The organism is Kitasatospora brasiliensis (assembly GCF_032654805.1).
GTDB classification, from domain to species: Bacteria; Actinomycetota; Actinomycetes; order Streptomycetales; family Streptomycetaceae; genus Kitasatospora; species Kitasatospora brasiliensis.
Window position 1 is genome coordinate 213,968 of record NZ_JAUOOW010000002.1, and the last position, 20,452, is coordinate 234,419.

Below are 20,452 nucleotides of genomic sequence, written 5' to 3' on the forward strand. Positions count from 1 at the left end.
ACACGCCCGCGCGCGCCCATCCTGCCCTACCGGGGAAGGGGCGCCGCGCCGTCGTCAGCCGCCGCTCAGAGGACGAAGGCCTCCTGGCCGGTGCTGCTCACCATCGGGCGGCCCGCACCCTGCCAGGCGTGCATCCCGCCGTCCACGTTCACCGCGTCCCGGCCCTGCTGCACCAGGTACTGGACGACCTGCGCGGAGCGGCCGCCGACCCGGCAGAGCACGTACAGCTTCTCGTCCGGCAGCTCGCCGAGGCGGGCGATCACCTCGCCGATCGGGATGTGCAGCGCGCCGTCCACGTGGCCGGCCTCCCACTCGTCCTGCTCGCGCACGTCCAGCAGGGCGGCGTCGGCGGGCACGGCGGCGGCGTCGGCGGAGGGGATCTGCGGGAACATCGTGGGGCTCTCCTGGGATTGCGTCGGGTGGGTGCCATTGTCGCTCGGCGCCGGCTCGCCGCCGAGCAGTCGCTGCAATTCGGCCTGCCGCTCGGCGGCCTTGGCCAGCAGCTCCTCGGCGAGCTGCTCCAGCAGCCGGTCGGGGTCCTGCGGGGCGAGCGCGAGCAGCTGCCCCATCGGGGTCTGCTCCAGCCGGACCTGCTCGGCGGCGGTCTCGCCGATCTTGGCGGTCAGCCAGTCCAGCCGGCGGCGCAGCCAGTCCGTACGGTCGGGGGCGTCGACGGCGGGGGCGGCCTCCGGCGCGGTGGACCACTCGGCGGCCAGGCCCTCCAGCGCGGCCGCGTCCCCGTACGCGTAGGCCTCGTTGACCCGGGCCAGGAAGGCGGCCCGGCGCTGCTGCTCGGCCGGGTCGGTGGTCAGGTCGGGGTGGGCGCGGCGGACCAGCTCGCGGTAGACCCGCTGGGCGTCCTTGCCGGGCCGCACCCGCTGCGGCGCGGCGGGCGGCGGCGGGGCGTCCTCCCCACCCCGGCCGGACTGCTCCCGCACCTCGTCGAACAGCGCGTCCAGGTCCGGCAGTTCCTCGACCTGCTGCCGCGCCTCGGCGGCCCGGCGCACGTCCTCCGGCCGCCCGGTGCGGGCCGCGACGGCCTCGGCGACCAGCGCGTCCAGCTCGTCCAGCCGGGCGTAGAGCGGGCCGAGCAGCTGGTGGTGGATCAGCGCGAAGTTGTCGATCTCGACCCGCAGCGTCTGCACGTCCACGTCCATGCTGAGCCAGGCGAGCTCGGCGGCGGCGACCCGCTCCTCCAGCTCCCACTGCTCCGGATCCGTCCAGCGGGCGGGGCTCTGCGCGCTCACTTCTCGCCTCTGTCTCGTCCGGCCGACTGCGTCCTGCGGGCCCACCCGTACGGGCGGTCCGGCCTGCCACCCTACCGCCGTGTTCGCGGACCCCGTCCGGGTGAACCAGGGGTACGAACCGGCGTGCGGCATCCGACACGCAACCGATCCTGAGGAATCTCCCCGTTTCGGTGTCGAGCCCGGCCCGGTCCGTGCTTCGCTGGTACCCGCAACAGCGTGCCTTCCTCCGAATAGACGGCTGCCCCGGGCGCGGCGGCCAGGACGGGAGCAGAGCGGATCCATGGTGGCCGAGTCCAACTCCACACCGCGGCCGGCGGGCGACGGTACCGCGCCGGGCGAGCACCCGACCGGGGTGGCCGCCCTGATCAGGCTCGTCCCCGTCCTGATCGACCGGTCCGGCCGGATCGCGCGGTGGGGCCGGGCCGCCGAGGAGCTCTTCGGCCACCGCGCCGAGGTCGCCCACGACCGCCCGGCCTCCGGCCTGCTGCCCGCCGTGGAGTCCCGGGTGCTCGACCGCTGCTCGGTGCGCCGCCACTGCGACACCTTCGACACCCTCGCCGAACGCACCGCCGCCGGCCGCCCCTGGGCCGGCCGGCTGGCCGTCACCGACCGCGAGGAGCACCAGCGCGACGTGCTCTGGTGGGCGTACCCGCTGCCCGGCCCGTCCGGCGGACTGCTCGCGCTGGCCGCCGACGCCCGCCCGCTGCGCACCACCGGCCCCCGGCTCGCACTCGGCGAGCGGCTGCTCCCGTTCACCGCCGCGCCCGGCACCCGGGGCGGCTTCCACACCGTGGCCGCGGTCCTCACCCCGGCCCGCCCGCCGGTGCCCGAGCCGCTGGCCCGGCTGCTGCCGGCCGGCCACCGCACGGCCCTGCTGGCCGCGCTGGAGCGGGGCGGGCTGCCCGCGCTGCGACTGGACCAGGCCACCGTGCTGCCGGTGCTGCCCGCCGACGCCCAGCCCGGTACGGCGCACGCCGCCGCCGGGCTCGGCCGCCGCTACCCGACGCCCCAGCAGCGGGCGGCCAGGGTCGGCCCGCCGCCGCAGCCCGAGCAGGGCGCGCCCGGCCGCCGCCCGTCCGGTCCGCTGCCCGTCCAGCGCGAGGCCGCCGAGCGCGAGGCCCACCAGCCCGCTGTACCCTCCGCTGTGCCCTCCGCCGTCCGGCCGACGGCCGCCGTCGGCGGAGCCGCGACGGGCGGCGGCCCGCCCGTCCCTCTCCCCGCCTCCGGCCGGGAGGCCCCATCCAGCGGAGGAGCTGCCGCCATGGAGCACACCGCCGTCGAGCCGTCCGCCGACGCCCGCCCACCGCTGCGCGCCGGCCAGGCCCCGCCCGTCACCGTCCCGCTGCCCGCCCCCGCGGACGGCGCGATCCCGCCCGGCGGCCGGCTCGGCCCGTTCCTCACCAACGGGCACGCCGGCGAGCAGCTGGCCCTGCTGAACGAGGTCGGCGGCAAGGTCGGCACCACCCTGGACCTCGGCTTCACCGCCCACGAGCTGTGCCGGGTGCTGGTCCCCAGGATCGCCGACTTCGCCTGCGTGGACCTGGTGGACGGGCTGATCTCGGACTCCGAGCTGCCGGCCGCCCGCCCGGACGACGACACCATGCTGCGCCGGGTCGCCCTGGTCTACAACGAGACCGGCGGCGCCTGGGACCACGTGCTCGCCGAGGGCTCCCTGGTCAGCATGCCGCGCCGCACCCCGCCCGGGATGGCCCTGCAGCTGAACCAGCCGGTGCTGGTCCCGGTGGTCAGCCCGGACGTCGCCGTCGACTACGCGATCGCGCTCGGCGGCGCCAAGCTGGCCCCGGTGGTGACCGGCCGCTCGATGCTGGTCGTCCCGCTCTCCGCCCGCGGCACCGTGCTGGGCATCCTCAAGCTGCTCCGGCTGCCCGACCGCGCCCCCTTCGACGAGGGCGACGCCGCGACCCTCAAGGAGCTGGCCGTCCGCGCCGCCCTGTCGCTGGACAACGCCCGGCTGCACCGCGCCGAGGCCAGGGTCGCCACCACCCTGCAACGCTCGATGATCCCGACCCGCCCGCCGCAGATCCCCGGTGTCCAGATCGCCCACCGCTACCTGCCCGGCGATCCGAAGGCCGAGGTCGGCGGCGACTGGTTCGACGCGATCCAGCTGCCCGGCAGCCGGGTCGCCCTGGTGGTCGGCGACGTGATGGGCCACGGCCTGCACTCGGCGGCCGCGATGGGCCGCTTCCGCACTGCCATGCAGACCCTCGCCGCCCTGGACCTGCCGCCCGGCCAGCTGCTGCGCCACCTGGACAACCTGGCCCACAAGCTCGGCGACGACCACCTCGCGACCTGCCTGTACGCGGTCTACGACCCGATCAACCGGACCTGCGAGCTGGCCAGCGCCGGCCACGTCCCGCCCGTCCTGGTGCACCCGGACGGCACCGGCGAGCTGCTGGAGATCCCGGCCGGCGCCCCGATCGGCGTCGGCGGGGTGCCGTTCGTCGCCAAGACCATCGACGTCTCGGACGGCTCGATGCTCGTCCTGTGCACCGACGGCCTGGTCGAGGTCCGGGGCGGGGACATAGGAGCGGGCCTGGCGGCGCTCTGCGGCAACCTGATCGACCCGCAGCAAAGCCCCGAGCAGGCCTGCGACGAGGTGCTGCGGCGGCTGCACTCGGAGGACCGCAAGGACGACGTCGCCCTGCTGGTGGCCCGGTTCGACGGGGTCGCCCCGTCCGAGGTGGCCACCTGGGACCTCACCGTGGACCAGCGCGAGGTCCGCCGGGCCCGCTCGCTGGTCCGCGAACAGCTGGCCGGCTGGCACCTGGAGGCGCTCAGCGACACCACCGAACTGCTGGTCAGCGAGCTGGTGACGAACGCCGTCCGGGTCGCCCGGGACACCGTGCAGCTCCAACTGATCCGGGTGGACAAGCTGCTGGTCGAGGTCAGCGACGACAACCACAACCTGCCCTCGCTGGAGCCGGCCGAGCAGCTCGGCGAGACCGGCCGCGGCCTCACCCTGGTCACCAAGCTCGCCGAACGCTGGGGCACCGCCCGCAAGGCGGTGGGCAAGGTCGTCTGGTTCGAGCTCCCGCTCCCGCACGCCTGAGAACGCCGAACGGCCGCGTACGGCACCCGTACGCGGCCTGGGAGCCAGAACGTCAGGGGATGACGGCCCCCGCCGAGCGGCGCCGCCGGGCCTCCGCCGCGACCTCCATCGAGGCGGTCGCGGCCACCGAGGCGGCGGCGCCGACCCCGGCCAGCACCCTCGGCCAGAAGTCCCCGAAGACCTCGACCGAGACGGCGATCAGCAGCGCGGTGATCACCGCGACCACGTGCTCCAGACCGGCCAGGTTGGGCAGCACCACGGCCTCGCCGATCATCACCGCCACCACCAGGCCGGCGGTGTACCAGGCCCGGCTGCGGAACGCGATGCAGATCGCCAGCGCCACCACCGCGGCCGAGGGCCCGGTGTCCCGCACGTAGGCGACCCACTTCGGGAAGCCGAACAGGTGGTGCGGCCCGATCGCCACCCCGACCCGGGCGAACAGCGTGCCCGCCAGAGTGCAGACGTAGGCGACCACCAGGGTCATCCGCCGGCCGAGCACGATCTCGGCGATCGCGAAGACCACGAACACCTGGGCCAGCGCCCCCCAGACCGGAAGGTCCAGCGCCGGCACGTACAGGGAGAGCGGGGTCCGCAGCAGCGACACGTCCAGCGGCAGCGCCGCCCGCACCACCCCGATGTTGTTGACGAAACGCTCGCCACCCGGCAGGTGCTGGACGATGCTGAACAGCAGGATCAGAAACGTCGCCACCGTGGCCAGCGGAACCGCGGCGAACTTCTTTCGCACCACCGCGTCCCGGACCATCGCGAACAACGTTCCCCACTCGGCGACAGCGGCCGATCTGGCGAATGCCAACGGCCCCTTTCGCACGCCCCCCGCGTGGGTCCTGTGAATCACAATCGTTTCTCCGAATCCCCGAACTCTCGACTACTCCAACATTAGAAGCCGGTTGACAAAGCCACATCGGCACGGATGGTGAGGTCGGTCATCCTCTGGGGGGAGGTCCTACCCCCATCGGACCCCCATTTCGGCCGACCGGCTCCCTCCGCCCCCCGACGGAGGGCTACCCCTTCCCGTCCCGGGCCGCCACCGGCACCCGGGGCGCCACCACGGCGGCCCGGGCGTGCCGGCGGCGGAACAGGGCGGGCAGGCTCGGCGCGACGATGAATCCCTCGGCGCGCGCGCTCGCGATGCCGATCCGCGGAATCTCGCTGCTCTTCTCGAAGAGCAGGTAACGCGGCTCCCAGATCGGCCGGTACTTGGCATTGGCGCGGTAGAGCGACTCGATCTGCCACCAGCGCGAGAAGAAACCCAAGGTGGAACGCCACAACCGCAGCACCGGACCGGCGCCGAGACGGGAACCGCGCTCGAAAACGGAACGGAACATCGCGAAGTTCAACGACACCCGCTTCAGCCCGACCTCGTCGGCGCGCTGCAACAGCTCGATGACCATGAACTCCATCAGGCCGTTCTCGGTGTCCCGGGCCCGGCGCATCAGGTCCAGCGAGAGCCCGTCCGGGCCCCACGGCACGAAGCTCAGCAGCGCCCTGAGCTCGCCGTCCCCGTCGTGGCACTCCAGCATCACGCAGCGGCCGTCGCCCGGGTCGCCGAGCCGGCCGAGCGCCATCGAGAAGCCGCGCTCGGTCGCCCCGTCGCGCCACTCGTCGGCCTTGGCCACCAGCTCGGCCATCTCCGCCTCCGAGATGTCCTCGTGGCGGCGGATGCGCACCGTGTACCCGGCCCGCTTGACCCGGTTGTAGGCCTGCCGGACCACCCGCATCGCCCGGCCGTCCAGCGAGAACTCGTCCAGCTCGACGATCGCCTCGTCGCCCAGCTCCAGCGCGTCCAGCCCGTGCCGGGCGTAGATCACCCCGGCCTCCTCGGAGGCGCCCATCACGGCCGGCGCCCAGGCGTGCTCACGGGCCTCGGCCAGCCAGGCGTCGATCGCGCCCGGCCAGGCCTCCGGGTCGCCGATCGGGTCGCCGGAGGCCAGCGAGACGCCGCCGATCACCCGGTAGGTGACCGCCGCCTTGCCGCTGGGGGAGAAGATCACCGCCTTGTCCCGGCGCAGCGCGAAGTAGCCGAGCGAGTCCCGCTCGCCCTGCTTGTCCAGCAGGCCGCGCAGCTTCGCCTCGTCCTCGCCGGTGAGCAGCTCCTTGCCGCGCGGGCTGCGGAAGGCCATGTAGAGCACCAGCAGGAAGAGCAGCGCGCCCATCGTGTTGATCGCGGCGTTCGCCCAGGTCGGCGCGGCGATCACCGAGCGCAGGTGCTCGGACGGGGTGATCGTGATCATCCGGCCGACCGAGTACCGGAACAGGTCCCAGAAGCCGGCGCCGGGCAGCTCGTTGGTCGTCCAGACCAGCAGCGCGCCGACCGCGCCGCCGAACGCCAGCCCGCCGACGAAGGTGGCCGCCGCGGTCTTCGGGTTGGAGCTGTCGCCCTTGGACGTGAACTCCCTGCGCCCGATCAGCAGCGCCAGCACGAACAGGCAGGTCAGGACGGTGGAGAAGTAGTTCAGCGGGTGCCGGTCGAAGCGCTCGCCCGGCACCAGCATGGCCGCCACGTAGAGCAGCGCGAACATGCCGCCGAGCGCCGTGTTGAAGATCCACGCGGCCCGCTTGCGCCGCCGCATCGCGATCGCGAGGAACACCGACAGCACCGCGCTGGCCAGGCCGGCGGTCATCAGGTACGGGGTGAAGTACTCGCCCTCGTTGTGCTCGTAGACCTGGTCGCGGAAGGGCACCAGCAGCACCGTCGCCACGTTCAGCAGCGCGATCAGCCGCAGGTACCAGACGGAGGCCGCGGCGGCCCTGGGGCGCCAGCGGTCGAGCCCGCCGACGGGCCGGGGCTCTTGGGACGTGGCGGACGGCTCCGACTTCACAGTGGACGACACAGCTCAATTCCAAACGATCAGATGGTGGGGCGCATCCGCAAACAGCCCGACGCCGGGCGCCCGCACGGGCCCGACGGACTGACCGGTGACCTTGCCCGGCCGACCGCCCGAGGTGGAGAAGCAGCCGAATAGGGTCAGCCAACTCCATGGTTCACCACCGAAGCTGAGAATCGCGTGAACCGGGTAGCGGATTCCCACCCCCGCCGAACGGCGGGGGTTCACACCCCCCGACCGTTCGGCACCCGGGCACGGCCGGCCAGGAGGCCTGTCGCCCGGGTCCCTGCCGGGTTCGCGAAGACCCGGGTGACAGGCCCTACTCTCGAAGCGACCCACGCGGACCGCCCCGACCCGGCCGCCCGAACCGAGGAGGCACCATCACCACCACCCGCGTGCTGATCGTCGACGACGAGATCCTGGTCCGCTCCGGCCTCGGCCTGATCGTCGGCTCCGCCGCCGACCTGGAGGTGGTCGGCGACTGCTCCGGCGGGCAGGCCGAGGAACACGTCCAGCGGCTGCGCCCGCACGTGGTGCTGCTCGACATCCGGATGCCCGACCTCGACGGCATCTCGGTGCTGCGCCGTCTGCGCGCCCTGCCCGACCCGCCCGCCGTGGCGATGCTCACCACCTTCGACACCGACGAGTACATCGGCACCGCGCTGCGGGGCGGCGCGGCCGGCTTCCTGCTCAAGGACACCGCCCCCGACCAGCTGGTGCACGCCGTCCGGGTGCTCGCGGCCGGCGGCAACATCCTCTCCCCGACCGTCACCCGCACCGTGATCGGCGGCTACGTGGACGGCGGCGGCCCGGACGCCGAGGCCACCGCCCTCGCCCGCACCCTCACCGGCCGCGAGCTCGACGTCCTCGCGCTGCTCGGCGAGGGCCTGTCCAACGCCGAGATCGCCGACCGGCTCTTCCTCGGCACCGGCACCGTCAAGGACCACATCAGCGCGATCCTCGGCAAGCTCGGCGCCGCCAACCGGGTCCAGGCCGCCGTGCTGGCCCACCGGGCCGGGCTGGTCCGGCCCAAGCCCGGCAACGGGGCATGACGGCCGCCGACCAACTGCCGTCCGGACGGCTGCCGGCCTGGTGCACCGCCCCCTGGCTGATGCTGCTGCTGCCCGTCCTCTACTCCCTGCTGGACGCCGCCCTGGTCGCCCGGGACGCCGCCTGGTGGCAGGTCGCGCTGTCGACGCTGGCCGCCGTCGCCCTGTTCTGGCGCCGCCGCTTCCCGGTGGTGGCGCTGCTGCTCACCATGCCGGGCAGCTGGGTGGACGAGATCTGGCTGGCCCCGATCACGGCCGTCTACTCGGTGGCCGCCGAGCGCCCCCGCCCCCGGATCGTGATCCCCTGCGGCGTCCTGTTCGCCCTGGTCGAGTTCTTCCACTGGCCACTGCCCGCCGACCTGGTCGACGTCAGCCGCGCCACCGCGCTGGACGCCATCCAGGCCGTGATGCTGGCCGCCGGTCCGGCCGCCACCGGCCTGCTCGCCCGCACCCGGCGGGAGCTGGCCGCCCGGCTGGACGAGCTGACCCGCGGCCAGGAGCGGGAGAGCCGGCTGCTCGCCGAGCGGGTCCTGATCAGCGAGCGCGGCCGGCTGGCCCGGGAGATGCACGACGTGGTCTCGCACCAGGTCAGCCTGATCAGCATCCAGGCCGGCGCGCTCCAGGTGAGCAGCACCGATCCGGCCGCGGTGTCCTCCGCGCGCACCATCCGCGAGCTGTCCGTCCGGACCCTGAACGAGCTGCGCCAAATGGTCGGGGTGCTGCGCGGCACCGGCGGCGGGCTGCCGGACGCCCCGCTCGCCCCGCAGCCCCGGCTGGCGGACCTGCCGCGGCTGATCGAGCAGAGCGGTCTGGCCGCCGACGCCGAGCTGGTCCCCGGCGACCGCCCCTGGCCGGAGGCCGTCGAGCGGGCCGCCTACCGCACCGTCCAGGAGGCGCTCACCAACATCACCAAGTACGCCCCGGAGGCGTCGGTGCACGTGAAGGTGCGGGCGAAGGGCCGCCGGCTGCGGGTCGAGGTCCGCAACGACGCCCCGCCGGTGCATCCGGCCGAGACCCTGCCGGGCGGTGGCCACGGACTGGTCGGCCTGCGCGAGCGCGCCCAGCTGCTCGGCGGCACCCTCACCGCCGGGCCGACCCCGGACGGCGGCTTCGAGGTCCGCGCCGACCTCCCGGCCGGCCCGGGCTGATCCGGCCGACCCCGCCGGAAGCACGGCCCCGGGAACAACAAAAAGCCCCGCAGATCCGTAGATCTGCGGGGCTTCACTGTGCGCGAGGGGGGAGTTGAACCCCCACGCCCTTTCGGGCACTGGAACCTGAATCCAGCGCGTCTGCCTATTCCGCCACCCGCGCATGGGTGTCGTCTTCGTTGCCGACCGGACTTCCGAACCGCTCCGCACCATTCGGTACTTCGCGCTTCCTTGGTCCGGCCTCCCTTCCGGGCGGCCCTTCCGACGTGGAAAACATTAGCACGACCTCGGGGGATGCTCCGAATCCGTTGTCCGGGGAGGCCGACGACATTCGAACGAATGCCCTCCGAACGCCCGTACGACCATCGGAAGCGCGCCCCGACGCGCACACCTGGCGTGCCGCACCCGACATGCGTCACCCTGTGTGTCCGAGCCCACCCCCGGGCACCACACGGTCCGGGAACCGTACGGAAGGGCCCGGCGTGGATACGATCAGTACGGAAGTACCGCAAGTAGGAGGCGTGACCGGGTCCCGGGCGGGACGCGGCCGGCAGGCAGGCGAACGAACCCTGGAAGGGGGTGCCCCATGGGAGTGCTGAAGAAGTTCGAGCAGCGACTTGAGGGTCTCGTCAACGGCACCTTCGCGAAGGTGTTCAAGTCCGAGGTCCAGCCCGTGGAGATCGCCGGAGCGCTTCAGCGCGAGTGCGACAACAACGCGAGCATCTGGAACCGCGACCGCACCGTCGTGCCGAACGACTTCATCGTCGAGCTCAGCCCGCACGACCACGAGCGGCTCAGCCCCTACTCCGGGCAGCTCGGCACCGAGCTGGCCGGCATGGTCCGCGAGTACGCGGAGGCCCAGCGGTACACCTTCATGGGCCCGCTCCAGGTGAACCTGGAGAAGGCCGACGACCTGGACACCGGGCTGTACCGGGTGCGCAGCCGCACCCTCGCCGCCGAGGAGCCCCAGCAGCCGCAGCAGCAGTACCCGCCGCAGCAGCCCGGCTACGACCGCCCGCCGGCCGCTCCGGCCCCCGGCGCACCGTGGCAGCAGCCCGGCGCCGGCCAGTACAACGCGCCCCCGCCGCCGGCCGCGCCCCCCGCGATGCCCCCGGGCCCACCCGCGCCCGCCGGCGGAAACGTCCGCGCCTTCCCCGGCTCCGGCCACGGCGGCACCGCGATGCGCCGCTGGGTCGAGGTGAACGGCTCCCGCTACCAGATCTCCGGTTCGGCCTGCGTGCTCGGCCGCTCGACCGAGGCGGACGTGCGGATCGACGACCCCGGGGTCTCCCGCAAGCACGCCGAGATCCGGCCCGGCACCCCGTCGATGGTGCTCGACCTGGGCTCCACCAACGGGATCGTGGTGGACGGACAGCACACCCAGCGCGCTACGCTCCGCGACGGCTCGCGAATCGTCGTGGGCTCCACCACCATCGTCTACCGGCAGGTCGAAGGGTAGTGTCCGAATTGTTCGCGCGCCTCGCTCACCGACTGGCGGGACGGTCATGTCAGAACTGACCCTCACGGTCATGCGGCTGGGCTTCCTGGCCGTGTTGTGGCTGTTCGTCATCGTCGCGATCCAGGTGATCCGCAGCGACCTGTTCGGCACCAAGGTGAACCCGCGGTCCTCCCGTCGCGGCGCGAGCGCCCCGGCCGGCGGCGGCCCGGCCACCGCGACCGCCGCACGCGCCGCGGCACCGGCCCCGGCCGCTCCGGCGGCGGCCCAGACCCAGGGCGGCGGCGGCCGCCGTCGCGGCGGCCCGACCCAGCTGGTCGTGGTCGCGGGCTCGCTGGCCGGCACCACGGTGGCGCTCCAGGGCCAGACCATCACACTGGGCCGCGCGCACGACTCCACCATCGTGCTGGACGACGACTACGCGTCCTCCCGGCATGCCAGGATCTATCCGGATCAGACTGGGCAGTGGACGGTCGAGGATCTAGGCTCCACCAACGGCACCTATCTGGACCGGCAGCGCCTGACCGCGCCCACCCCGCTCCAGCCGGGCATGCCGATCCGTATCGGCAGGACCGTCATCGAACTGCGGAAGTAGTAGCGCATGAGGGACAGCATCCCGTCCATGACCCAGAGGGGGGCACAGGTCGCATGACCCTGGTGCTGCGCTTCGCCGCCGGCTCCCACAAGGGACTGATCCGGGAGGGGAACGAGGACTCCGGCTACGCCGGGCCGCGGCTGCTGGCCGTGGCCGACGGCATGGGCGGCGCCGCGGCCGGCGAGGTCGCTTCCTCCGAGGTGCTCGGCTCGATCGTCCGACTGGACGAGGACGTGCCGGGCGCCGACCTGCTGACCCTGCTGGGCGACGCCGTCCAGGGCGCCAACGACCGGCTCCGGCAGATGGTCGAGGAGGACCCGCAGCTGGAGGGCATGGGCTGCACCCTGACCGCCATGCTGTGGACGGGCCAGCGGATGGGCATGGTGCACGTCGGCGACTCCCGCGCCTACCTGCTGCGCGACGGTTCGCTGGCGCAGATCACCCAGGACCACACCTGGGTGCAGCGCCTGGTCGACGAGGGCCGGATCACGCCCGAGGAGGCCGAGACCCACCCGCAGCGCTCGCTGCTGATGCGGGCGCTGGACGGCCGCGGCCAGGTCGAGCCCGACCTGTCGATCCGCGAGGTCCGGGCCGGCGACCGCTACATGATCTGCTCCGACGGCCTCTCCGGCCCGGTCAGCCACCAGACCCTCCAGGACACCCTCGGCAGCTACTACTCGCCCGAGCAGACCGTGCAGGAGCTGATCCAGCTCGCGCTGCGCGGCGGCGGTCCGGACAACATCACCTGCATCGTGGCGGACGTCATCGACGTCGGCGCCACGGACACCATGAGCGGCCAGTTCAACGACGTCCCGGTGGTGGTCGGCGCGGTCGCCGACGCCCCGCCGTCCTCGGCCGCCGCCGACCGCTCGATCGCGGACACCCCGGCCGGCCGCGCCGCCGGCCTCGGCCGCGGCCCGCAGGGCGCCTTCGGCCCGGCCGAGGGCTACGAGGAGGGCTACGACGCCGCACCGGGCGGCTTCGGCCCCGCCGAGGGCTACGAGGGCGGCTACGGCTCCGCCGAGCCCTCGGTGTACGGCACCGAGGACTTCGACGAGGGCCGGCCCCACAGGCGCAAGCGCAAGGGCCTGACGATCTCGGTGGCCGTCCTGGTCACGCTCGGCCTGCTCGGCGGCGCCGGCTACTTCGGCTACCAGTGGACCCAGGACCAGTACTACGTCGCCGCCCAGGACGACCACGTCGCGATCTACCAGGGCATCAACCAGAACCTGGCCGGGCTGAGCCTGTCCTCGGTGCACTCCTCGTACAGCCAGATCCAGCTGAAGTGGCTGCCCGAGGACCAGCAGGCGCACGTGAAGAAGACCATCTCGGTCGCCAGCCTCAACGACGCCCAGACCACGGTCACCGAGCTCGACGGCTGGGTCAAGCTGTGCCAGCGCGCCGCGAAGCCGGCCACCCCGGCCCCCGGCCAGGCCACGCCGGCCGCGTACCTGGCCAGCACACCCACCCCGGCCGAGAAGAAGAGCAGCCCGACCGCGGTGGCACCGTCCACCGCGCCCGCGGCCACCCCGACGCCGACCACCCCGGCGGCACCCGCCCCGGCGCCGAACGCCACCCCTCCGGCCGCCGGCACGCAGGGCGACGCCCCGCTGACCGACGACGAGCTCAGCCGGGCCAACGCCTGCCCGAAGCTGTGACGTCCCCGATCCGACATAGGACCGGCCGTCAGGGAGCGGTCACCACGTGAGCAGTTACGACCTGAGCGAACAGACCACCCGGGCCGGCCGACGCCGGGCGACGGCGGAGCGCGCCGTCCCCCGTCGGCGGGGCAACACCACCATCTCCCCGCAGGAGGCGCCCAACCGGCGCAACACCGAACTGGCCCTGCTGGCCTTCGCGGTGCTGCTGCCGGTCCTCGCGTACGCCAACGTCGGCCTCGCGATGGACTCCAAGCTGCCCGCCGGCATGCTCGGCTACGGGCTCGGCATGGGCGCCCTGGCGCTGGTCGCGCACCTGCTGGTGCGCCGCTTCGCGCCGTACGCGGACCCGCTGATGCTGCCGATCGCCACCCTGCTCAACGGGCTCGGGGTGGTGATGATCTGGCGGCTCGACAAGGCGGGCAAGCTGCTCCCGAGCAACTACCCGGCGGCCGAGAACCAGCTGATGTGGTCGGCGCTGGGAATCGCCGGCTTCATCGGGGTGATGGTCCTGCTGAAGGACCACCGGGTGCTCCAGCGGTACACCTACATCTCGATGGTGGTGGCCCTGGTGCTGCTCGCCGCGCCGGCCTTCTTCCCGTCCCGGGCGGAGGACTTCGGCGCCAAGATCTGGATCCGGATGGGCAGCTTCTCCATCCAGCCCGGCGAGTTCGCCAAGATCATCCTCACCGTGTTCTTCGCCGGCTACCTGATGGTCAAGCGGGACGCCCTGGCGCTGGCCAGCCGCCGGTTCATGGGCCTGTACCTGCCGCGCGGCCGCGACCTCGGCCCGATCGTCGTGATCTGGCTGCTCAGCCTGCTGATCCTGATCTTCGAGAACGACCTGGGCACGTCCTTCCTGTTCTTCGGCCTGTTCGTGGTGATGCTCTACGTCGCCACCGAGCGGACCAGCTGGATCCTGTTCGGCCTGCTGATGTCGGTCGGCGGCGCGGTCGCGGTCGCCTCGACCGCCAGCCACGTGAAGGTCCGCATCGACGCCTGGCTCAACCCGATGGCCGCCTTCGGCCCGAACCCGCCGAAGGGCGCCACCGAGCAGATCGGCCAGTCGCTGATGGCGCTCGGCTCCGGCGGGGTCACCGGCTCGGGCCTCGGCCAGGGCCGCTCCTGGCTGATCGCCTTCGCCGCCAAGAGCGACTTCATCCTGGGCTCCTTCGGCGAGGAGCTGGGGCTGGCCGGCCTGATGGCGATCTTCCTGCTGTACGCGCTGCTGGTGCAGCGCGGTCTGCGCACCGCGCTCGCCGCCCGCGACCCGTTCGGCAAGCTGTTCGCCGTCGGGCTCTCTTCGGCCATGGCGATCCAGGTGTTCGTCGTGGCCGGCGGGGTCACCGGACTGATCCCGCTCACCGGTATGACCATGCCGTTCCTCGCCCAGGGCGGTTCGTCCGTGGTCGCCAACTGGGCGCTGGTCGCGATCCTGCTGAAGATCAGCGACAGCGCCCGCCGCCCCGGGGTCGAACCCGCCCCGGCCACCGAGGGCCAGGGAGGACCCGCCCGATGAACAAGCCGATCCGCCGGGTCTCGATCTTCTGCCTCGTGCTGATCCTGGCCCTGATGGTGCGCACCAACTGGGTGCAGGGCGTCCAGGCCGAGTCCTGGGCGAGCAACAAGAACAACAAGCGCCAGCTGTACGACCGGTACGCCCACCCGCGCGGCAACATCATCGTCAGCGGCCAGCCGGTCACCAAGTCCGACTTCGTCGACGGCCTGCGCTACAAGTACAAGCGTTCCTGGGTCGACGGCCCGATGTACGCCCCGGTCACCGGCTACTCCTCCCAGGCCTACGGCTCCAGCCAGCTGGAGAAGCTGGAGGACGGCATCCTCTCCGGCACCGACGACCGGCTGTTCTTCCGCAACACCCTGGACATGCTGACCGGCGAGCAGAAGCGCGGCGGCGACGTCGTCACCACCATCAACGCCAAGGTCCAGAAGGCCGCCTTCGACGCCATGGGCAACAAGAAGGGCGCGGTGGTCGCCCTCGACCCGAAGACCGGCGCGATCCTGGGGCTGGTCTCCACCCCGTCCTACGACCCCGGCACCTTCGCCGGCGGCGAGGCGGCCGACCAGAAGGCCTGGAAGGACCTCGACGCGGACCCGAACAAGCCGACGCTCAACCGGGCGCTGAAGGAGACCTATCCGCCCGGCTCGACCTTCAAGCTGGTCACCGCGACGGCGGCGTTCGAGAACGGCCGCTACCAGAGCATCGACGACGCCACCGACACGCCCGAGCCGTACGTCCTGCCCGGCACGAACACCCAGCTGAAGAACGAGAGCCCGAACGAGCGCTGCGAGAACGCCACCGTCAAGTCCGGCATGGACCAGTCCTGCAACACGGTCTTCGCCAAGATGGGCGCCGACCTGGGCAAGGAGCGGATGCGGGCGCAGGCCGAGAAGTTCGGCTTCAACAGCACCATCGACACCCCGGTCCGCTCCGAGAAGAGCGTCTTCCCGGACAGCCCGAGCCTGGACGGCACCGCCCAGGACTCGATCGGCCAGCACGACACCCGCGCCACCCCGCTCCAGATGGCCATGGTCTCCGCCGCGATCGCCAACAACGGCAGCCTGATGCAGCCGTACCTGGTCGACCAGGAGCGCTCGGCCACGCTGACCACCATCTCCAAGCACACCGAGAAGCAGTTCTCCCAGGCGATGAGCCCGGCCACCGCGCAGAAGATGCAGGACCTGATGGTCTCGGTGGTCGAGAACGGCACCGGCACCAACGCCAAGATCCCGGGCCTCCAGGTCGGCGGCAAGACCGGCACCGCGCAGCACGGCGAGGACAACGCCGGGCTGCCGTTCGCCTGGTTCACCTCCTGGGCCAAGACCCCGGACGGCCAGTCGGTCGCGGTCGCGGTCGTGGTCGAGGACGGTTCGCAGAACCGCGACGGCATCAGCGGCGGGCGGCTCGCGGCCCCCATCGCCAAGGCGGTGATGCAGGCCGCACTCGGCAAGTAGGAGCCCGGATCCGGGGTGAGGGGAATGTCACGATCGCCCGTCCCGTCCGGATACCGGTCTGATATCGGCCGACAGCTGACTCCGGTCCGATGCGGTACGACCGGTAGCGTATCCGCCAGCAGCGGGTGTGCCCGTTGCCGCCCGCGAGGCACCGAACGGCCCGGCCGGAGAACGGTCGCGGACCGCGAGGCACCACCCTGGAGCGTGCGGGGACACCTACGTCACAACCTCACCGGCGGGTGAGGGAGAGGGTCGGAACTATGGAAGAGCCTCGTCGCCTCGGCGGCAGGTACGAGCTCGGCGGCGTCCTCGGACGCGGCGGCATGGCCGAGGTGTACCTCGGCCATGACACCCGGCTCGGCCGCTCCGTCGCAGTGAAGACGCTCCGGGCCGACATGGCCCGGGATCCGTCGTTCCAGGCCCGCTTCCGCCGCGAGGCGCAGTCCGCGGCGTCCCTGAACCACCCCGCGATCGTCGCCGTGTACGACACCGGCGAGGACTACATCGACGGCATCTCCATCCCGTACATCGTGATGGAGTACGTCGAGGGGTCCACGCTGCGCGAGCTGCTGCACTCCGGCCGCCGGCTGCTGCCCGAGCGCGCACTGGAGATGACCATCGGCATCCTCCAGGCCCTGGAGTACTCGCACCGGGCCGGCATCGTGCACCGCGACATCAAGCCGGCCAACGTGATGCTGACCCGGCAGGGCAACGTCAAGGTGATGGACTTCGGCATCGCCCGCGCGATGGGTGACGCCGGGATGACCATGACGCAGACCTCGGCCGTCATCGGCACCGCCCAGTACCTCTCCCCCGAGCAGGCCAAGGGCGAGCAGGTCGACGCCCGCTCCGACCTCTACTCCACCGGCTGCCTGCTCTACGAGCTGCTGACCGTGCGTCCGCCGTTCGTCGGCGACTCACCGGTCGCGGTGGCCTACCAGCACGTCCGGGAGGAGCCGCAGCCGCCGTCGGTCTTCGACCCCGAGGTGCGCCCCGAGGTCGACGCGATCGTGCTGAAGGCGCTCGCCAAGGACCGCGACTACCGCTACCAGACCGCCGACGAGATGCGCGACGACATCGAGCGCTTCCTCGACGGCCTGCCGGTGGCCGCCGCCCAGCAGGCCGCGTACGGCATGGGAGCGGCCGGCTACGGCTACGACCAGAACGGCTACCCGCAGCAGCAGGACCCGTACGGCCAGACCAACGTGCTGCCGCAGCAGCCCGGCGGCGGCCCGACCACCCTCCTGCCGCAGGCCGCCGGGCAGCCCGGCTACCCGCAGCAGGGCGGCTACCAGGACGACGGCTACGGCCAGACCTACGCCGGCGCCGCGGGCGGCGCGGGCGACGGCTACGACGACGGCTACGGCCGCGGTGGCCGGCGAGGCGAGGACCAGCCGAAGAAGAGCAACACCTCCTGGATCGTGCTGGCGGTGGCCGCCGTGCTGGTCCTGGTCGGCACCTTCTTCGTCGCCCAGGCGATGTTCGCCGACAAGAAGGGCAGCGGCGACGCCGCGAAGGTCACCGCGCCGAACCTGGTCGGCAAGACCCTGGCGGAGGCCAAGGCGGCGGCCACCGGGGTCGGTCCCAAGCTCGTGGTGGCCGAGGGCGAGAAGATCGCCTGCCCGGACACCAACATCAAGAAGGACCAGGTCTGCACCCAGAACCCGGCGGGGGGCACCCAGGTCGTCGAGACCTCCACCATCACGGTGCAGATCTCCTCGGGCCCGGCCAAAGCGCCGCTCCCCAGCGTGGTCGGCAAGACCAAGGACCAGGCCACCAAGGCGCTCGCCGACCTCGGCTTCACCAACGTCACCACCGAGTACAAGGACGACGACACCGCCGCGCAGGACAACGTCACCGCCCAGGACCCGGCGGCCAACACGGCCGTCGACCCGAGCACCCCGGTGAAGCTGACCGTGTCGCAGGGCAAGACCAAGGTGACCGTCCCGAACGTGGTCGGCGCCCAGAAGGACGACGCGCAGAACACCCTCCAGGGCCTCGGCTTCCAGGTGGACGCCTCGAAGACCGCGCAGACCACCGACCCCTCCAAGGTCAACACGGTCGCCCAGCAGTCCGTCCCGGCCAACACCAAGGCCCCGGCCAACACCAAGATCGCGCTGACGATCTACAAGGCGCCGGAGAAGGTCCAGGTCCCGCCGCTGGGGAACGTCAAGCTCTCCGACGCCATCGCCCAGCTCCAGAAGGCCGGCCTGCTCTACGTCGTGGCCAGCGGCCCCCCGGACCTGAACGCCATCGTCCAGCAGAGCACCCCGCCGGCCGGCACCCTGGTCGACCCGAACGCCCAGATCCAGCTGATCACCAAGGCGGCCGAGCCGCCCAAAGGGGGAGACCCCACCACCACACCCCCCAAAGGGGACCACTAAGCCCCCGATATTCCCCTGGTTCAGCTGAACCGGGGGCCGGAGGCCGGGTAACTCCCCAGCACGCCCGAGGGCCCGCCGCAGAGCTTGCGGCGGGCCCTCGGGCGTTCGTGCGGCGCGCTCAGGAGGAGCGCAGCTCCGGCGGCGGGGTGCGCTTGGCGTCCATGTCGTCCACCCGCACCAGGCTGCCCCAGACGGCCATCCGGTAGCGCGAGGTGAACACCGGCGTGCAGGTGGTCAGGGTGATGTAGCGGCCGGGCCCCTCGTAGCCGGAGCGGACCGGGACGGGCGCCACGATGCCGGTGTCGTACTTGGACGTCTCCGCCAGGGTGTTGTCGACCTTGTAGACGTACCACTTGTCCTTGGTCTCGACCACGACCGCGTCGCCCTTGTGGACGGCGTCCAGGGCGTGGAACTTGGCGCCGTGGCCGTCCCGGTGCGCGGCCAGCGCGAAGTTGCCCTGCTCGTCCCAGGGCATCGCGGCCTTGTACGGCTGCTCGTAGACGCCCGCCACGCCCTCGTCCAGGACCTCGGTGGAGGTGCCCATCCGGATCAGCACCTGGAAGTTCCGGCCCATCGCCGGGATGTGCAGGAAGCCGACGTCGTCCCCGGCCGCGAACTGCCTCGGCCCGTCCGCGGCCCCGGCGGACGCGCCGGCCGACGGGGTGGCCCCGGGAGCCGGCGCGGCGCCGGGCGCGGCCGGGGCTGCGGCGGCCGGGGCTCCGGCGGTCGGGCCGGCGGACCAGCTGCCGCGCAGCCGGTCGGCGGCCTGCGAGGCCGAGCGGTCCGCCTGCACGTTGGTCCACCACAGCGAGTAGGCCACGAACAGGCCGAGCACCAGGCCCATCGTGATCAGCAGCTCGCCGAACACCCCGAGCGCGACCAGCGCCCGGCTCCGCCTCCGTCCGCCCCGCGGTGGGGGCGGGGGAAAGGCTTCCTCCGCCGGTTCGGCCGACTGCACGGTGTCTTCCTGCATCTGCGGTGCTCCCCCTCCGGGCGGGCGGCCGGGCGCTACCCGCCCGTGATCGCGGCCGGCTTGCCCTGGGCACGCGGCCGTTCCTCGATCATCTTGCCAAAGACGATGAGACGGAACTTGGAGGTGAACTCCGGGGTGCACGTCGTCAACGTGATGTAGCGGCCCGGACCGGCGTACCCGGCGCCGTTCGGCACCGGCTTGATCACGCTCACGTTGTTCGGCGAGGTCTCCGGGATGCCCCCGGTGACCTCGTAGGTGTAGTAGCCCGCGGCGGTCTCCACCACGATCTTGTCGCCCTTGCCGAGCTCGTTGATGTACCGGAACGGCTCGCCATGGGTGTTGCGGTGGGCGGCCAGCGCGAAGTTGCCGGCCTTGTCGCCCGGCATCCCGGTGTTGCTGTAGTGGCCGACCAGGCCCTTGTCGAGCACCGACGACTTGGCGGTGCCCTCGGCGATCGGGAACTTCAGCCCCAGCTTGGGCAGGTAGATGATGGCGAAGCCCTTGCCGGGCTCGAACACCTCGGGCTTGTTCGGGTCCGGGGCCGGCTGCCCCGGCTGCGCGGCCGGCGGGGCCGCGTCGAACTGCTGCTCCAGCCGGCTGCGGGCCCCGTCGGCGGCCGCGTCGGCCTGCACGTTGGTCCACCAGAGCTGGTACGCGACGAAGAGCAGCATCACCAGGCCGAGCGTGATGCACAGTTCGCCCATGCCCCGGGCGGCCACCACCAGCGGGGACTCCTTGGGGCGCGCCCGCCCGGCGGAGCGGCCGTTCGCCCGGCGCCGGCCGTGGCCGGAGCGCAGCGAGGTGCGGCCCTGGGCGGCGCGGCGGCGCTCGGCCCGGCCGCCGGTGGGCGGGGCCGGCTCGTCGGCCGGCGCCTCGCCGAGGTCGGCGGGCAGCCGCAGCTGGAGGGTCTGGTCCGGCAGCCAGGGGTACTCGGGCCCGTCCACGATGGGCTCCTGGGCCTGCTCGTACACGCCCCAGGCGTCCTCGGGCTGCACGGTTCCGTACGGGTCCGCCTCCGGCTGGAAGCGCCCCTCCGGACGCAGCGCGGTCACG

14 protein-coding genes and 1 tRNA gene are annotated in these 20,452 nt (G+C 72.8%); 9 read left to right on the forward strand and 6 right to left on the reverse strand.

Annotated elements, in window-relative coordinates; translation table 11 throughout:
* Nucleotides 1-65 precede the first annotated feature (65 nt).
* On the reverse strand, nucleotides 66-1,247 hold the full coding sequence (locus tag QWJ13_RS08850) for a rhodanese-like domain-containing protein (protein WP_316522162.1): 1,182 nt from the start codon (nucleotides 1,245-1,247) through the stop codon (nucleotides 66-68).
* Between the two features lie 280 nt (nucleotides 1,248-1,527).
* On the opposite strand from QWJ13_RS08850, the gene QWJ13_RS08855 reads away from it, so the two are divergent.
* Nucleotides 1,528-4,317, forward strand: coding sequence for an ATP-binding SpoIIE family protein phosphatase (locus tag QWJ13_RS08855; RefSeq protein WP_316522163.1), 2,790 nt, complete (start codon nucleotides 1,528-1,530; stop codon nucleotides 4,315-4,317).
* A gap of 52 nt (nucleotides 4,318-4,369) precedes the next feature.
* On the opposite strand, the gene QWJ13_RS08860 is transcribed toward QWJ13_RS08855, so the two are convergent.
* Nucleotides 4,370-5,131, reverse strand: a complete 762-nt coding sequence (locus QWJ13_RS08860; RefSeq protein WP_316522165.1) for a hypothetical protein — start codon at nucleotides 5,129-5,131, stop codon at nucleotides 4,370-4,372.
* Between the two features lie 208 nt (nucleotides 5,132-5,339).
* Nucleotides 5,340-7,169, reverse strand: coding sequence for a phosphatidylglycerol lysyltransferase domain-containing protein (locus tag QWJ13_RS08865; protein ID WP_432277465.1), 1,830 nt, complete (start codon nucleotides 7,167-7,169; stop codon nucleotides 5,340-5,342).
* A gap of 392 nt (nucleotides 7,170-7,561) precedes the next feature.
* On the opposite strand from QWJ13_RS08865, the gene QWJ13_RS08870 reads away from it, so the two are divergent.
* Nucleotides 7,562-8,215, forward strand: a complete 654-nt coding sequence (locus tag QWJ13_RS08870) for a response regulator (RefSeq protein ID WP_316523942.1) — start codon at nucleotides 7,562-7,564, stop codon at nucleotides 8,213-8,215.
* Complete coding sequence (locus tag QWJ13_RS08875) at nucleotides 8,212-9,360, forward strand: sensor histidine kinase (RefSeq protein ID WP_316522167.1); 1,149 nt, start codon at nucleotides 8,212-8,214, stop codon at nucleotides 9,358-9,360. Before QWJ13_RS08870 ends, QWJ13_RS08875 begins: the two co-directional genes overlap by 4 nt.
* 79 nt (nucleotides 9,361-9,439) lie before the next feature.
* Here QWJ13_RS08875 and QWJ13_RS08880 read toward each other — a convergent pair.
* Nucleotides 9,440-9,523 (reverse strand) — tRNA-Leu (locus QWJ13_RS08880).
* Between the two features lie 423 nt (nucleotides 9,524-9,946).
* On the opposite strand from QWJ13_RS08880, the gene QWJ13_RS08885 reads away from it, so the two are divergent.
* The 6 genes from QWJ13_RS08885 to pknB all read left to right on the forward strand — a co-directional run bounded on the left by QWJ13_RS08885 (nucleotide 9,947) and on the right by pknB (nucleotide 18,426).
* On the forward strand, nucleotides 9,947-10,819 hold the full coding sequence (locus QWJ13_RS08885; protein WP_316522169.1) for an FHA domain-containing protein: 873 nt from the start codon (nucleotides 9,947-9,949) through the stop codon (nucleotides 10,817-10,819).
* A gap of 46 nt (nucleotides 10,820-10,865) precedes the next feature.
* Nucleotides 10,866-11,411: an FHA domain-containing protein FhaB/FipA gene (locus QWJ13_RS08890; RefSeq protein ID WP_316522170.1), complete on the forward strand. Its 546-nt coding sequence runs from the start codon at nucleotides 10,866-10,868 to the stop codon at nucleotides 11,409-11,411.
* Nucleotides 11,412-11,464: 53 nt separating this feature from the next.
* Nucleotides 11,465-13,069 (forward strand): PP2C family protein-serine/threonine phosphatase, encoded by a 1,605-nt coding sequence (locus tag QWJ13_RS08895; RefSeq protein WP_316522171.1) that lies wholly within the window; start codon nucleotides 11,465-11,467, stop codon nucleotides 13,067-13,069.
* Nucleotides 13,070-13,211: 142 nt separating this feature from the next.
* The gene (locus QWJ13_RS08900; protein ID WP_316523944.1) at nucleotides 13,212-14,588 is read left to right on the forward strand and encodes an FtsW/RodA/SpoVE family cell cycle protein; all 1,377 of its coding nucleotides are present in this window, start codon (nucleotides 13,212-13,214) and stop codon (nucleotides 14,586-14,588) included.
* Entirely contained in the window at nucleotides 14,585-16,042 is a 1,458-nt protein-coding gene (locus QWJ13_RS08905; RefSeq protein WP_316522173.1) for a peptidoglycan D,D-transpeptidase FtsI family protein, read from the forward strand. Before QWJ13_RS08900 ends, QWJ13_RS08905 begins: the two co-directional genes overlap by 4 nt.
* 260 nt (nucleotides 16,043-16,302) lie before the next feature.
* Nucleotides 16,303-18,426 (forward strand): Stk1 family PASTA domain-containing Ser/Thr kinase, encoded by a 2,124-nt coding sequence (pknB, locus tag QWJ13_RS08910; protein ID WP_316522176.1) that lies wholly within the window; start codon nucleotides 16,303-16,305, stop codon nucleotides 18,424-18,426.
* Nucleotides 18,427-18,544: 118 nt separating this feature from the next.
* Here pknB and QWJ13_RS08915 read toward each other — a convergent pair whose 3' ends face one another.
* The gene (locus tag QWJ13_RS08915) at nucleotides 18,545-19,399 is read right to left on the reverse strand and encodes a class E sortase (RefSeq protein ID WP_316522178.1); all 855 of its coding nucleotides are present in this window, start codon (nucleotides 19,397-19,399) and stop codon (nucleotides 18,545-18,547) included.
* A 35-nt stretch (nucleotides 19,400-19,434) separates the two neighbouring features.
* Entirely contained in the window at nucleotides 19,435-20,451 is a 1,017-nt protein-coding gene (locus QWJ13_RS08920; RefSeq protein ID WP_432277466.1) for a class E sortase, read from the reverse strand.
* Between the last annotated feature and the right edge of the window lies 1 nt (nucleotide 20,452).

What these genes read in the sequence shown, in the direction of transcription:
- QWJ13_RS08855 (WP_316522163.1), top strand. Translation starts at nt 1,528, where the DNA reads ATGGTGGCCGAGTCCAACTCCACACCGCGGCCGGCGGGCGACGGTACC.
- QWJ13_RS08875 (WP_316522167.1), top strand. Translation starts at nt 8,212, where the DNA reads ATGACGGCCGCCGACCAACTGCCGTCCGGACGGCTGCCGGCCTGGTGC.
- QWJ13_RS08885 (WP_316522169.1), top strand. Translation starts at nt 9,947, where the DNA reads ATGGGAGTGCTGAAGAAGTTCGAGCAGCGACTTGAGGGTCTCGTCAAC.
- QWJ13_RS08890 (WP_316522170.1), top strand. Translation starts at nt 10,866, where the DNA reads ATGTCAGAACTGACCCTCACGGTCATGCGGCTGGGCTTCCTGGCCGTG.
- QWJ13_RS08895 (WP_316522171.1), top strand. Translation starts at nt 11,465, where the DNA reads ATGACCCTGGTGCTGCGCTTCGCCGCCGGCTCCCACAAGGGACTGATC.
- QWJ13_RS08905 (WP_316522173.1), top strand. Translation starts at nt 14,585, where the DNA reads ATGAACAAGCCGATCCGCCGGGTCTCGATCTTCTGCCTCGTGCTGATC.
- pknB (WP_316522176.1), top strand. Translation starts at nt 16,303, where the DNA reads ATGGAAGAGCCTCGTCGCCTCGGCGGCAGGTACGAGCTCGGCGGCGTC.
- QWJ13_RS08915 (WP_316522178.1), bottom strand. Translation starts at nt 19,399, where the DNA reads ATGCAGGAAGACACCGTGCAGTCGGCCGAACCGGCGGAGGAAGCCTTT.